We start from the raw sequence: 13,686 nt of genomic DNA on the forward strand, positions 1-13,686 counted from the left end.
CTTTGACCCCCTCGCTCTTCGCTTGGGGGAGGGTCACATGGGTCAAATCTCAGTGGAAATTATGCGCCTACACGGGTCACTTCTCAGTGGAAATCAACAGCTCGCCTTTTTCGAGAGCTTTGATCCCTGGCCAAACATCTTCGTGGATCGTTTTGCGGGCGTGATCGGTGGCCTTGTCTTCGAAGATGACGACCGCAGTGACCGATGTGCCGGCTTCGTTCAATTCCAGTTGCATTCCGTCGAAGCCTTTGTCGGCCTTGCGAATGTGTGGCATCCGGGTGAGCGAAGCTGAAGGCTGTTGGTGCGCAGCAATCCACGATATTGTTTGGAACAGCCAACCGTCACGGTGCCAAGGATCCTCCCCCGCCGCCAATGTCAGCTGCTTGATCGCTGCATTCGCCTGCTCTGCATTGGCAGCGGGCCCAGGCACACCCGCACCACTAAGAATCTTGGCTACGTGACGATACTGGCCGATCACAATGCGTGCTACGCGCTCGGCTAGGGCGTCCTCGTCGTCGATAGACCATGCCCAGCCGTGACAAAGCTCTCCGTGATCTATTGGGATGAGCTTCAAAGTCATTGTCTTGCCGACCAAGTTATACAGTAATGCATTGATTATAAAACATAAAGAATATGGCTTCTCAACTAGTGGTTGCTCGATACGGAGTATGGATTTGGCTGATGCTTTGGTCAAGCTGCGGGCTGCGTCGTCCTCTTCTTTCGGGAGGCTCGATTTTTTGCAGACTGCGCGAATCTTCATATCTCCGCTAGCGCAGTGGAGTAACCACCCTCCGCGATAATCGTGCGCTGACTCTCGCTTTTGCTTACAAAGGTCGTTTGCCCGAGCTATCCTTTCGTCATGACTGGAGAAGAAATTTCACCGCGCACCAAGATATTCATTTCTAAGGCGACGCCTGGGGATGATGCCTTTGCGACATGGCTGGCTCCCCGCCTCGAGGCCCACGGCTATGAGGTCTTTGCTGACATCCTCGACCTGTCTCCTGGAGACGGGTGGCGCTTGAAGATCACCAGAACTCTGCAGGACGAGGCGGTCAAGATGCTCCTTTGCTGCAGTGATGAGACGTTGGCCCGCGAAGGGGTCCTTGAGGAGATTGAGATTGCAAAGGATCTCTCCCGATCCCTCGACGATCGGCGGTTCATCGTTCCTCTCAAGATGCGGCGCTTCAAGAAGTTGTTCGGGATCGGAGGACTCCAATACATTGACTTCGAACGAAATTGGGCGGGCGGCCTGACAAGGCTCCTTGAGTTTCTGGAAGAGGAGAACGTGCCTCGATCCTACGCCCGAGCCATTCAGTCCGGGTGGGCGGCCTACCGGCGGCGCCAAGCGGTGGCCTTAAGGCAAGAGCCGGAGGTCCTTACCTCGAACTGGCTGCGTGTGCTGACGGTCCCTGACGAGGTCCATCATGTTAGGCCGATTGGAAGTCTCGGCGAGAAGCGGAGCGCAGCCTTGGCGAAGGAGTCGCCTTTTCCGGTTCTCGAGTATGCCGGCGGATATCTCTCCTTCGCGACAGCTTCAGATTTCGAGACGGCGTTCCCGGCAACCGGGCGCTTTGAAACCGTCTGGTCCGTCGCATATGCCGACTTCAACGAGAACGGGCACCCACCTTCGAGTCTCACATCGATTGATGCCCGTCGCCACCTTGTAAATCTTTTTCGGCTGGCTTGGGAAATGCAGTGCCGGAAGCAGGGCTTTCTTCAGCACATCTTTTCTAATGGATCCGCTGCGATCGCGAGCGACGGCAAGATCGACATTGGGAAGCGCATCCGATGGGGACGGCAAGGACAGCGACGCTCTTCCGTGCTCCGTAACATCGCACGTAAAAAGGTATGGGAGTTCGGGGTTACAGCCTATCCCAGCCTCTTCCCATTCCCCCACTACCGCCTCAAGGCGCGAGTCCTTTTCTCCGAACTTGACGGAATTAAGAAGGGTGCGGTGATCGACGATCCGCGCGCGCAGCACCGCTTGCGGCGGGGCGTCTGCAGTGCATGGCGCAACCGGGCCTGGCACGGGAGGTTGATGGCCATTCTTGAGTTGATGGCGGGCGAGAGTCCTTACGTGACGCTGCCGACGGGAGGGGGGTCCTACATCGTCCTTGATGCCATGCCTGTCCAGGTCACGGTACCCGTGACGGCTCGACAGCTGCACGAATTGGGCGAAGAGGCCGAGGAGAAGGACATCTCGACGCTCGACGGATTCTTCGGGGAGGACGAAGCATGACGGACTTGCCCGAGGTATCGTTGACAACGCTTTTCATCGATGAGCCAGACCTCGAGTTCGGCCATGGCCAGCTCCTCGACCATCCGAAGGACGGTCTCTACCTTTATGGGCCTGCAGGCGCACCAATCGCGGGCTCAGTGGTGCGCGTCGGCGTAGTCGGCACAGCAGTGGGGATAACGGACTTGAAGTCCTGGCTCGCACGACTGAACGCCGGGATCTCGGTACCGGTGGCGGGTGAGCGCGAGAAGACCGACCGCCCTCACCTTTCGGACTTTCCGGGCCTGCGCGAGGCGTACGCGATTACCGTCGACGAGAAGGCACTCGTCACCTGTAATCTCGATTTGGCAGATATCGAGCGCACGACTACAATCGCAAATCACCACGAAGCTGTGGCGAAAACTGCCGATCTATATGTCGATGCAGTGGTCCGTCATCTCAGGAACGAGGAAGCGGCCGTCGACGTCTGGCTCATGGTCGTTCCGGAGATCGTCCACGAGCGATGCCGATCAACCGGAAGCGGGCGAAAATCCCAGGATCTTACCCCTGGCGAATTCGCCAAGAAGACGAAGAGACGAGAGATCCTGCCGCTGTTCGATGGGCTGCTCGACACGAGCGCAGAGGACATTTTCGACGACGTTCCCGACTTCCACCGCCAAATGAAGGCTAAGCTCCTAGTTCACGCACAGCCTTGCCAGATCATCCGCGAAACGACGATAGCTCCTGAGAGGCATCTCGACCGCTTGGGGCGCCCTAAGAGGGGTACGCAGGACCCAGCAACGGTCGCCTGGAATCTTGCGACGGCGCTCTACTACAAGAGTCAGTCCAGGCCACCGTGGAAGGTGGCGGGCATGCGTGAAGGGGTTTGCTACGTCGGATTCGTTTTTAAGCTGATCCCAAACCATCGCGATCACCATGCATGTTGTGCCGCGCAAATGTTTCTGAGCGAGGGCGATGGAGTCGTGTTTCGCGGGGCGAACGGCCCCTGGTATACCGAAGGCAAAGAGTTCCACCTTTCAAAGGACGCCGCCCGTGGCCTCATTGAGCGGGTAATTGAGACATACCGGACGAAGTTCGGCGCGGATCCAAAGGAGCTGTTCATTCACGGCAAGACGAAGTTCAGCCCCGATGAATGGGACGCCTTCGCCGAGGCGGCGCCGTCGGGAACGACTATCACCGGTGTACGGATACGGCCCACGTCGGGAGACATGAAGCTATTCCGGGATGGTGACTACCCATGCATTCGCGGGACTGCCGTCGTTCTAGGTGAGCGCGATGCGTTTCTCTGGACATCGGGGTATACGCCGCGTCTCGACACCTACATGGGTCCTGAGACGCCCAACCCGATCTCGGTGACTATCCTGAGATCGACAGGCGACATACCTTCCATCGCGGTCGTTCTGTCCGACATCCTGAAACTCACAAAGATTAACTACAACTCGGCCGCATTCGCCGATTCCCTCCCGGTTACGGTCCGGTTTGCAGACAAGGTCGGCGATGTTCTGGTCATGGGGAGTGCTCAGGATGCCGAGAGACAGCCGTTCAAGTTCTACATCTGAGCGCAAGCATCGCGGGGCCAGTTCGAGCCAGTTACCGCGCTGGTGTCGCCAACTGATTGCCAACCCTGGTGCTTGCCCGGAAGCTTTGGTCTCACTGACGACCGACCGTTTCACACCATCTTTGTAGAACGTATTACATAATCAAAATTATCGGAGCGAATACCAAGCCCCCCTCCCGGCTCCGTTCAGGCTCAGGTGGCCATCTGCCACCAGCGCGCGGAAGTGCTGCTTCAGTGTGTTGCGATTCTGGCCGGACAGGCGCTCGGCGTCGCCGATGGTCAAGCGACCGTGGTCTCGCACGAGGTCCAAGAGTTGCGCCGAAACTTCCGGGAGGCTACCCATCAAAAGTCGTTCACGCTCAATCTTCACGCGCAGACGATGCATCTGGCGCTGCAGCGCGGACAGGAAGAAGCCGAGCCAAGGTTCCCAGTCCGGACTGTCAGACCTGATCGTTCCCTGGGTCTGTCGAAGGGCCAGATAGTAGGCCTCCTTGCTTTGCTCGATCACGCTTTCGAGGGAGGAGTACGGTACATAGGCATAGCCTGCGCGCAGAAGCAGGAGGGTGGTAAGGATCCGACTGAGACGTCCGTTGCCGTCCTGGAACGGATGGATCTCGAGGAAGACCACGACGAAGACTCCGATCAGCAGCAGCGGATGCAGTTCACGGTCCCGGGTGGCGGTGTTGTACCAGTCGATCAGTTCAACCATGCGGCCGGGGGTGTCGAAGGGGGTGGCGGTCTCGAACACGACGCCAATCTGCCGCCCTGTCTCGTCGAAAGCCGCGATCGAGTTTGGCGCGGTCTTCCAGGCTCCCCTGTGGCGCTGATCCTTGCCGCTGTGCCGCAGAAGGTCCCGGTGTAATTGGCGGATATGGTTTTCGGTCACGTCCATGTCGCGCCACGAGGCGAAGACCGCATCCATGACCTGGGCGTAGCCAGCGACCTCCTCTTCGTCTCGGGTCGAGAAGGTCTGGATGTCGAGGTTGGAGAGAAGACGCTGGACCTCCTGATCTGAGAGTCGGCTTCCTTCAATGCGGGTCGAAGAGCCGATGCTTTCGATCGTAGCGACGCGGCGCAAGGCTGACAGACGCTCGGGGGCGAGACTTCCGAGCGCGCGCCATGCGCCCTTGAACTCGTCGATTTCGGCGATGATCGAAAGAAAGTTCGGGGTGATGCGGAGCGTATGGATTTGGATCATACCCATTTAAATACCCAATAACACCCATTTCCCGCAACCCATTTCTTGACCCAATTACACCCGATTAGCGGCGGAACCACCGGTCGCGCATGGGATCCGGACAAGTGCAGACAAGTTGGCGGTCGACTACTGGGCCCGACCCGAGCGTATCAGGCCATGCCTCCGTTGCCGGCTTCGGCAAGGCGGGCCAGATGAGCGCGCGCTCCGGTCGTTATAGGCCCTTCCCTGCCAATGGGCTCCCAGGCGTCAAAGGGAACGGCAAGGCGCAGCTTCATCTCGCCTTCGAACTGCGTATGCCTGAAGTTGGAGGCGGGATCAGTCAAACTATTGCGCTCTTCGTGTTGCATCATCACCCTCGCCGGAAGTTCACGGCAATACGTTAGCCCTTCGTTTTCATCGTGGACAACACCAACCAACAGCCTGACGTACCCTCATGAGCGATCGGCGCAGACTCTAAGGTTCATGAGGGACGACCGGCGATGACCCTGGCCGGATGAGTTGTACAGCGCCGAAGGCTGCCGCCCTTCTTCGCCGATCACAGCGCCGCGTGTTGCCCTTTCGTTTCGATTCTGGTCCAGTCGTGCGGCACGAAGTTGAGCTGAGGCGGCACCAAGATGAAGACACCACATGGCGATCTGGACCGATGGCCGGACCCGGCAAGTCCGAACGCTCGCCGCAGCATCTTCGCGCAGGACCTTGTCGTCGAAGGCGATGCCACCTCCAGTGGACCGATCGAGATCCAAGGCAATGTCGTTGGCTCACTGCGAGCGCCGGAGATCAGCGTGGCTGGTTCAGGTCGTGTTGAAGGTTCCGTCGCCACCCACGACCTCGTCGTGCTTGGGGCGGTCTCTGGTATGATCTCGGCGCGAAACGTTCAGCTCGCGCCGAGCGCAGTCGTGCAGGCCGATGTCATCCATGAGCGGATCGCCATCGAGGCCGGTGCGGAGCTTGAAGGCAGGCTTCAGCGGAAGGCCTGACCGATCTCACACCGCAAGGTATGGCGGCAGCAACTCGCCGGACGGCCGATAGCCCCGCCGCATCTTCTGGCGGAGGGTTTGCGATGCTGCTCTCTCCGCTTCTTCAATGGAAGCACAGGTTTTGATGCTCGTCCGACCGTGGGTCCCGATCCGGCCCCAGGTCCGCAAGACAGAGACGTCCCCGAGCAGTGTCGGCGCGATGTCGACGCAGTAATAGCGCGCCATATTGGCATCGGGATCGATGCGGTGCAGATGTGCCAGAACCATGTGGGCCTCCCAACACAGAATCCTCCCTGCGTCGCAGCAAGTCCAATTACTTTTCTGAATCGAAACCAGCGGATCGATTCAGAAACTTCATGGCTTGCCCCCCCCGGTTCGCGCGCATTGGCCACCAAGGGGTTGCCCACGTTGCGACCTGTCATTGTCAGGTGGTCTCCTTTCCGAGCAACTGTAGGACCTCCAAAACAATGAAGCACTTCGCGCGCCGCTTGTTCGCTGTGTACCAAACCGTCTTGCGCTCGCCGGTATGGCTGAACTCATAGGTGACGCCGAGGATCTTCTCGCGATGATCCGGGTCGACCATCCATTCCACAGGCCTGCCAACATCAAACTTGGCTGCCGACGTGTCGTCGTCGAGGGCATTCGATTTCTGATCAGTCATTTCTCTTCTCCCTCGGTTGTCGTGTGCAGCGGCGCCTTGTCCAAGGCGATGTCGAATGCCTCCTGGAACCGCGCGCGGAAGGCCGGGCCCATGACCCGCGCCAAACCAAGAACCCCAAGCGGATCGTGCCGGGCGGCCAGGTCGGCTGCAAAAGGCGGTCGCAGGGTCAAGGTCACGCTGGTCGGATGCTTGCCCCGTGCACCGCGAGGTTCACTGACTTCGGGCATGCCATCGCGTTCCCAGTCGTCAAAGGCCTCGTCACGCAGTCCCTGCGCCACGCGACGGATCAGGAACTGGACCGAGCACCGCGCCACTGAGGCCCAGGCTTCAGCGAGATGGGCTTGCCTGGCGGTGAGCGACACCGCGACATAGACGACCTGACCCCGGGCCGTTGCGGATGGGGCAGGCACCGCATGGCGCTGCGCCAAGTGCAGTGGTGTCCGCGGTTCACCCTCCTCTTTCCGGGCTTCTTCTTGGCCGCGGATGGGCAACCCGCCATCATCATCGCGTTGGGGCATGACATGTGCGGCGGCTGTCACGATTGCCGGTTGCTCGGGCTTCGATTCTGGCCGGGAGCAGACCGGCGCCGACGGCATCGCGCTCGGTCTTTCAACCTCCGCCGGGGGCGCGACCATCCCACCAAACCCAAGCTTCGCTGAAAAACCCGCGTCCTGCCGGATGATCCGCATCTGATCTTTACGCGGTGCCATTATGCGACCTCCGCCGGGGCCGCGATCAACTGATCGATTTCGTCGAGAAGCTCCCCGGCCTCCTTCACGGCTGTCTGCAGATGCGCCGCCAAGCCGCGATTTGGCGTCTTGTCCGCGATCGGGCCGAGGAGCCCTTCCTTGTCCATCCGGACATAGGCGCTGCGATTGGACAGCCAGGCCTCGCAGGCAGGCAGCGACCGGAAGAGTTCATCCGCCACCGCGCGCTCCGCTTCAGAGAGCCGGACCTGCACGCGACTGAACACCACGGAGAAGCCGGCAAGCTCATCCGGATTGTCGACCCGCCCGCGCAGCTTCAAATACCAGTTGGCAGTCTCGAGCGTCTCGCTGAGATCGCCGCGCGACAGCATCATCGGGCAGATGATCCGGTGGGCGGCAACGGCCAGCACATCCTGTGCCTCAGACCCGCCGCCGAAAGTGTCGATCAGGATCAGGTGCTCCTGGTCTGGCTGTTCATAGATCTGGTCAATCGCCTCGACGACCCGGTGGGCATCGAGAGTGTGGATCACCTCGACCAGCGGCGACCAGTTTCCGGCCTCTTGCCCCGCCTGCATCCACTTGAGGCAAGACTTCGAGGCATCCGTGTCGAAGATCGTAACCGTCTCGCCGCGACTTGCTGCAGCAGAAGCAAGGGCGCGGCAGAGCGTGCTCTTGCCCGATCCGCCCTTCCTGTTCATCACCAGCACAACCCGTATTCCGTAACTCATATCACCTCCCTCACTTCGCATATCGACGATCCCATTTTTCTGAATGCTGATCGCCGAAATCTTTTATCCTTAATCACATCGCTTTAATCCGAACCCGGACAGCGGATATTAGAAATCCTCTCGCGCAAACCCTATTGCGCAAGGCGTATATCTTTAATCATATGTCTGATTATTGGATGCGTATGTCTTTTATCTGATCGCGCAATGCGTGTATCATGAGGCGTAGCCCTGATCACACGTCGCTGATGCCACAAGACGCATCCCACACTTCCTTTCTCCGAACCCGCAACACTGAACGGTTGGGTCCGTACATCAAACAAAACAAGGCGTTACCGCCACTTCTTCCCGGGAAATGCCCTCCTGCTAAGGGCTTGGAGGGGCACCTTCTCCGGTTGCGCCTTGTGCACTCAGCGATCAGCGAAGCGCACTCAGTGGCAGGTGAGTTACCCAAGGTTAACACAACCTGCAAGGGCTCATATCGCGCATAGATTGTGCTTGATCAAGGGGTGAAAGAAGGGGATAGAGAAGGTGGCAGGAAATGCGATGTGTCTACAAATAATCGGTGGCAGAAGTTGATAGTAAAATCAGATCCTCGCGAAATACGACTTAAGTCCCGGTCCACGGCTTTGGCGAAGATTGGCAATGAAGCCTCTGATTCTGCAGCGCAGCAAGTGGCCGTGCGCGGTCGCCCTCGGTTGGAGGCCAAAGGGCAGGTCGTGAGCTGCCGTCTGCCTGCCGAAGAGCTTCAGGCCTTCGATGCGCTCTGCACCCAACTTGGCGCGAAATCCCGCTCTGACGGTGTGCGGTCGGTGGTGCGTATGGCGTCGGGCTTCCTCGAGTTCAGCCGGGAGGACAGCGCGCGGCTGGAGGAGATCCGCTACGAACTGGCCAAGATCGGGACCAACGTGAACCAGATTGCACTGGCTGCGAACCGGGGCAGGGCGCCGATGGTCAAGGCTCAGTGGGCCTCTGTCGAAGAATTGCGCCGGTCGCTGCCGATGGTGGCAAAGGCGTTGAGCCAGATCATCGCGGAACGTCGTCGGCAGGGCGTGGCGCTGTTTCGGAAGTTTGCTGAAACCCAGGACGGCGCGCGCCATGGTTAAGCTTGGATCCCGGCCCATCGGGCTGGCAGAAGCGGTTCTTGGCGACCTCGACTTCCTGCGTCCCCAGTCCGGGCGCGTGAAACCCGGGCCCTCTTCTCCCTCTGGACAGGGTTTCCGGTTCTCACCGCGCGCCAGCCAGTTGTGGCGGTTTTCGCTGGGATCGAATGCGGCGGTCATCAAGAAAATCGTCAGAGGCGGCACGGCAAATGCCAAGGAGCTGTCGGCCCAGATGGACTATCTGTTCTCGAAGTCGGCTTCGATCTTCGGCAACGGGGTCGTGCTGGATGCAGGTGCCAAGGGGCTGACCAAGGGCGAGCGGAACGACATCGTCGACGATTGGGTCGAGGATTGGCGCGGCTCCCCGAAGAACGGGCACACCACGCACCTGCTTATGAGCTTCCCGTCACATGTGCGGCCAGAGAAGGCAAAGCTGATCGCGGAAGCCTGGGCATTCGAAATGTTTCAGTCCGGCGAGCACCAGGACGATGTCTGGTCCTATGTCGCGGCGCTGCACACCGACCGGGCGCATCCGCATATCCATATCGTTGTGAACAACCGTGGCACTCTGAATGACACCTGGTTCTTCATGGCGAAGGACCATGGGTTCAACCTCGACATGATGAAAGAGCGCATGGTGGCCATTGCGGCCGAGGAAGGCGTGTTCCTCGACGCGACCTCCCGGGCAGAGCGGGGGTTGCTGACCTACGGCCCATCAAGGGCAGAGATCGAGCGGGCGCGGGAGGAAGGCAGGGTACCGGAGGAGCGGCCGCGTGAGGGCAGGGCGCTGGAAGATGCACTCGCTACCATGGCGCGGACGGCGGACACCATGCGCAGCCTGAGCCATGTGGCAGCGCTGACCGGGTTGCCGGAGATCGGGGAAAAGATCGCCGAAGCGGAGGAGGTGCTGCGGCGGGGCGGGGTGCTGCATCCTTTCCCGGCCGAGGCGGCGACGCTTGAGCGCGCTGATCTGGAGCGGCACTTCAGCGGCTGGATGACGGAGACCGGGGACAAGATCCGCAAGGCACCCACGGCCGAGCGGAAGGACCTGCGGGATGAGCTTTATGGATATGCCATCGACATCGCCCGCGGGCTTGGCGATGCGCGCGGCGCGCAGCTTCTCCAGATGACGCCGCAGTCTACGGTCTACGGCGTGGCGCTTGAGGACGATACCCTGACGCGGGGCCGGGCGGAAACAGCCCTGCAGCCCGGGGCGGCGGAGCGGCTGCGCGCGGAGATCGTGGCGGGTGCGACTGCAATTGGTCTGAGCGGAGAGCGTATCGCCAGCCGTCTGGAAACGGGCGCGGCGAACGCTTGGGAAGAGCGGGATTGGGTGCGCAGTGATCTTCTGGCTCTTGCTGGTCGGCGACGACTGGACCCGCGCGACCCGGAGCAGGGACGGCGCATGGCCGGGGAGCTGCAGGGGTTTTATGACCGGGCGGCGGCGGCGATTGACCATACCGTTACCCATGAAACCGCGCCTGAGAACGACCGGCTCGTCCGCACGCTGCGGTCGATGGGCAGAATCATGCAGACCGAGGGCAAGGTCGAGTTTCGTGAGGATGCCCATGCCGAGCGCTTCGCAGACCAGCTTCGGCGGCGCTATGGCGAAGGTATCGTGGCAGATCTTGCGGCGGGTCGGACGGACGTGCTGGCGCGGGATGTCGAGTATGAAGCCGAGCGACGCTGGATCGCGCGGGCAGTGGTTTCAGCGGCGAAATCGCATGTGGCCTTGGGACTGACTTTGCGGCAGGCGACGGTGGCGGAGCGCGATTTGGCCGGACAATCGGAGCGCAAGGGCGTGACGGATTGGGAGCTGTGATCAGGTCCCGGTGCGCGCCACCCCCGGTCTGCTCCGTCGGCTCTGGCCACGGTCGGCGGGCCCGCCATTCTGTCGTCAGACACGGCTGCCATCTCTTCCTGACAAGGCACAGCCACTTCGCTAGGCTGGTCGCTGAATTCGGACAGTACGGCGGGTGAGACGTGGCAAAGAGTCGGATCGATGAGGCATTGGCCGCCCTTGCGGCGGCGGGCGCCGATGGCTTCGGCGCGCGGCGCGACGTTCTGGAACGCATGAGTTTCGACCTCTTGCATCGTCCGGCCCTGGGCGGCCAGATCGTCGCGCAGCTATGTGCTATCGAAACCCCTTCGCCGAATGACGAAGACCTCTTGGATCTGCTCGGCGCAGGTCTCGATGCCGCCCGTATCGCCAGAGAAAACGGCAAGGCGCGCGGCCAGACCTTTCTCAAGACTGTCGAAGACGCGCTTGATCTTGCGCGCCGGCAGGGGCGGATGACGCCTGCTCACAACCTCATCTTCGCCCAGCTCTGGACACGCAACGGCTTGGAGGCCCCGGCTTCTCTGGAGTTGCACCGCGAGGACGTCATTTCGGAAACGGGGCGACGTACGGCCAATCCCGCCCAAGGCGAAGCCCTGCTTGAAGGGCTCTTCAACGAACTGATCCAGCAGGCGGAGGGCGAACCACTTGCATTGCACCATGCCCTGACCGAAAGCTTCCCGGCCATGCCCCCGGAGATGCGCGATCAGGTGGTTGCCTATTCGGTGGGTCGAAGCGATGCGCTCCATGCCGATCTGGCCTGTTTCTGGCTGCTTGACCCGGCTCCGCATATCCGTCTTGCCGCAGCGCAAGGCCTGGCTGATCGTCTTGCGCGCGGCGACCTTCCGGGGCGCATACTGGCGACATTGGTCGTTCTGCGCAGCTGGATGCCCGAGGATGCCGCACGGAGGGTGGTCGATCATCTTCTCAAGGAGGCCATGCGCAAAGGCGTTGTTGCCGACCCAGACGTGACCCCATGGAAGATTCATGGCATCCGCATCACCCTGCCGGATGGAGGTGGGGCGCAGAGCATCGGTGTCGCGCTGCAAGCCGGATCGCAGCGCAAGATGGCGATGTTGCTTCTCAAGCAGGGGCAAGGCGTAAAGGACGCCTATACCATCCCCTGCGCCAACGCCCGGGAGCAGAAGTCGATCATCGAGCGCATGTCCGAAGATGTCGGCGCATTGACCGGGACGGCCGACTGTTTGCACCGGGCCGTGTCTCTCGCGTTGGCTGATGGTCTTGCCCGCAATTTGCCGCCAGTGCCGGGGTTGATCGAGGTGGCGCGCCTCTGCGGCCTCGACGGGCTGCGCCCGGAGGCCAGATCGACGCTCGACCTGATCGCCGGCATGGGATCGTTCGCGGCAGTCAAGGCGCTTCCCTCACGTCAGCAGGGTGCCCTGATCATGGCCAGCGATGAATGGTGGGATCGGCACGAGATCATCGAAAGCTGGTTCGAGGACAGCGATGAAGCCCATGCGGTCCTCGACAAGGCGCGCAGCGCCCGCTCGGCGGAGGCCGCGCTCTGGAAATGGCTCGAAACCCGGCGCGACTGGTGGGCCCGTATCATGGCCCGCAGCGCCGACGTGCTGGAGACAAGCCTTCATCCGGATGCGACCGGCTTTGTCGCTTGCGCCACCGCGCTTCTCGAAGGCCGGGAGCTGAAGAAGATCCCGGTCATGCTCGACATCCACGAACAGACGATCGAGGCTTGGGTGCGGGATGATCCGGATTTTGATCCTGAGGCCTCGCTCGAGGATCTGGCCGAAGCTGCCCCCGAGCCTGAGAAGAAGGGTGAAGTTGCCGCGCTGCTGCGCGGAACGGGCCTTTCGCCTGACTGGCTCGACGGTTACCTGACCGGGATCGTCATTGCGCCGAAAATCATCATGCCGAACCAGTGGCTGCCCCGGATACTGGACGAGGTCCTGCCCCGGATCGACCCGTCCCGCTTCCAGCGGTTCATGGACCTTCTGATGATGCGTGCCCAGGCGGTTGCCGAAATAGCGTCCGAGCCCGCCGAGTTCGCGGCCTCGATATCCAGTCGATCGAAGAAGGCGCAGGGGGATTGGGCATCCGGGTTTTCTGAGGCCCTGGACAGGTTCCAGTCGGCATGGCCGAAGAAGGGCATGACCAAGGAGGACCGCAGATTGATTGAGATCGGCGCGGTGGGCCTCTCTGGTGCCGATCTGCCTGAACTCGCGGCTTTGATCGCAGAACGGCAGGCGAAAAACTCAGGGTGAAGATAGGGCGAGAAGCGTCGCGAAGGGCGGAAAGCCGCCTGCCGGCAGCGCAGCATGGCAGCCGCAGAAATCCTGCCGAAACAGACACTCGAGCCGCCCGCAGCGACATCGCCCGTCGGATTAGCCCGGAGGGTGGCTGATTGCATTGCAGCAGGCAACCCCAGCAAAATCGATAAAGTAGTCACCTAGCAGGCCGCGGACACGTAGCCGCTCATAGCGAAGATCATCAGAGGCATCTATTTCCTTAATTAGAATATCATCAAGGTACACATAAGGAATCTGGACATTTGAACTGCTCAGTAAGGTTGCGCAACTTTTTGCGGCGGCGCACTAACCTATCTGTTCCATCCCGGATGATCACATAGACCCTCGCCGTTCTGCCCTGTTCATGGCAAGATCGATCCTGCGCGAGGTTCGGGAGGGGGTGGGGACATGCTGATCTCT

General features: G+C 60.8%; 13 protein-coding genes. 6 read left to right on the top strand and 7 right to left on the bottom strand.

Annotation, left to right across the window (positions count from 1 at the left end; translation table 11 throughout):
• Window positions 1–76: 76 nt before the first annotated feature.
• Complete coding sequence (locus IE126_RS24690; protein ID WP_229825903.1) at window positions 77–760, bottom strand: hypothetical protein; 684 nt, start codon at window positions 758–760, stop codon at window positions 77–79.
• 99 nt (window positions 761–859) lie between these two features.
• On the opposite strand from IE126_RS24690, the gene IE126_RS24695 reads away from it, so the two are divergent.
• On the top strand, window positions 860–2,239 hold the full coding sequence (locus IE126_RS24695) for a toll/interleukin-1 receptor domain-containing protein (protein ID WP_189382944.1): 1,380 nt from the start codon (window positions 860–862) through the stop codon (window positions 2,237–2,239).
• The gene (locus tag IE126_RS24700; protein WP_189382946.1) at window positions 2,236–3,795 is read left to right on the top strand and encodes an argonaute/piwi family protein; all 1,560 of its coding nucleotides are present in this window, start codon (window positions 2,236–2,238) and stop codon (window positions 3,793–3,795) included. Before IE126_RS24695 ends, IE126_RS24700 begins: the two co-directional genes overlap by 4 nt.
• Window positions 3,796–3,942: 147 nt before the next feature.
• On the opposite strand, the gene IE126_RS24705 is transcribed toward IE126_RS24700, so the two are convergent.
• Window positions 3,943–4,998, bottom strand: a complete 1,056-nt coding sequence (locus tag IE126_RS24705) for a Fic family protein (RefSeq protein WP_229825904.1) — start codon at window positions 4,996–4,998, stop codon at window positions 3,943–3,945.
• Window positions 4,999–5,141: 143 nt separating this feature from the next.
• Window positions 5,142–5,342 (bottom strand): hypothetical protein, encoded by a 201-nt coding sequence (locus IE126_RS24710; RefSeq protein WP_189382947.1) that lies wholly within the window; start codon window positions 5,340–5,342, stop codon window positions 5,142–5,144.
• Window positions 5,343–5,606: 264 nt separating this feature from the next.
• Between IE126_RS24710 and IE126_RS24715 the strand changes: the two genes are divergently transcribed.
• Window positions 5,607–5,969, top strand: a complete 363-nt coding sequence (locus IE126_RS24715) for a bactofilin family protein (protein WP_189382949.1) — start codon at window positions 5,607–5,609, stop codon at window positions 5,967–5,969.
• Between the two features lie 6 nt (window positions 5,970–5,975).
• Here the strand turns inward: IE126_RS24715 and IE126_RS24720 are convergent, their stop codons facing one another.
• The 4 genes from IE126_RS24720 to IE126_RS24735 form a co-directional block, all read right to left on the bottom strand.
• A complete protein-coding gene (locus IE126_RS24720) occupies window positions 5,976–6,236 on the bottom strand; it encodes a WGR domain-containing protein (RefSeq protein ID WP_189382951.1) in 261 nt (86 codons plus the stop codon).
• 157 nt (window positions 6,237–6,393) lie between these two features.
• Window positions 6,394–6,630 (bottom strand): hypothetical protein, encoded by a 237-nt coding sequence (locus IE126_RS24725; protein ID WP_189382953.1) that lies wholly within the window; start codon window positions 6,628–6,630, stop codon window positions 6,394–6,396.
• On the bottom strand, window positions 6,627–7,319 hold the full coding sequence (locus tag IE126_RS24730; RefSeq protein WP_189382954.1) for a hypothetical protein: 693 nt from the start codon (window positions 7,317–7,319) through the stop codon (window positions 6,627–6,629). The genes IE126_RS24725 and IE126_RS24730 overlap by 4 nt, the downstream gene beginning before the upstream one ends.
• A gap of 20 nt (window positions 7,320–7,339) precedes the next feature.
• On the bottom strand, window positions 7,340–8,044 hold the full coding sequence (locus IE126_RS24735; protein ID WP_189382956.1) for a nucleotide-binding protein: 705 nt from the start codon (window positions 8,042–8,044) through the stop codon (window positions 7,340–7,342).
• Window positions 8,045–8,781: 737 nt separating this feature from the next.
• Between IE126_RS24735 and mobC the strand changes: the two genes are divergently transcribed.
• From mobC to IE126_RS24750, 3 genes are all read left to right on the top strand, one after another.
• Window positions 8,782–9,168, top strand: coding sequence for a plasmid mobilization relaxosome protein MobC (gene mobC, locus IE126_RS24740; RefSeq protein WP_229825906.1), 387 nt, complete (start codon window positions 8,782–8,784; stop codon window positions 9,166–9,168).
• Window positions 9,161–10,987: a relaxase/mobilization nuclease domain-containing protein gene (locus IE126_RS24745; protein WP_189382958.1), complete on the top strand. Its 1,827-nt coding sequence runs from the start codon at window positions 9,161–9,163 to the stop codon at window positions 10,985–10,987. The genes mobC and IE126_RS24745 overlap by 8 nt, the downstream gene beginning before the upstream one ends.
• A 188-nt stretch (window positions 10,988–11,175) precedes the next feature.
• Window positions 11,176–13,242: a UPF0149 family protein gene (locus IE126_RS24750; RefSeq protein WP_189382959.1), complete on the top strand. Its 2,067-nt coding sequence runs from the start codon at window positions 11,176–11,178 to the stop codon at window positions 13,240–13,242.
• Window positions 13,243–13,686: the final 444 nt, after the last annotated feature.

Origin of the sequence: Gemmobacter nanjingensis, assembly GCF_014652195.1 — a bacterium.
GTDB classification, from domain to species: Bacteria; Pseudomonadota; Alphaproteobacteria; order Rhodobacterales; family Rhodobacteraceae; genus Gemmobacter; species Gemmobacter caeni.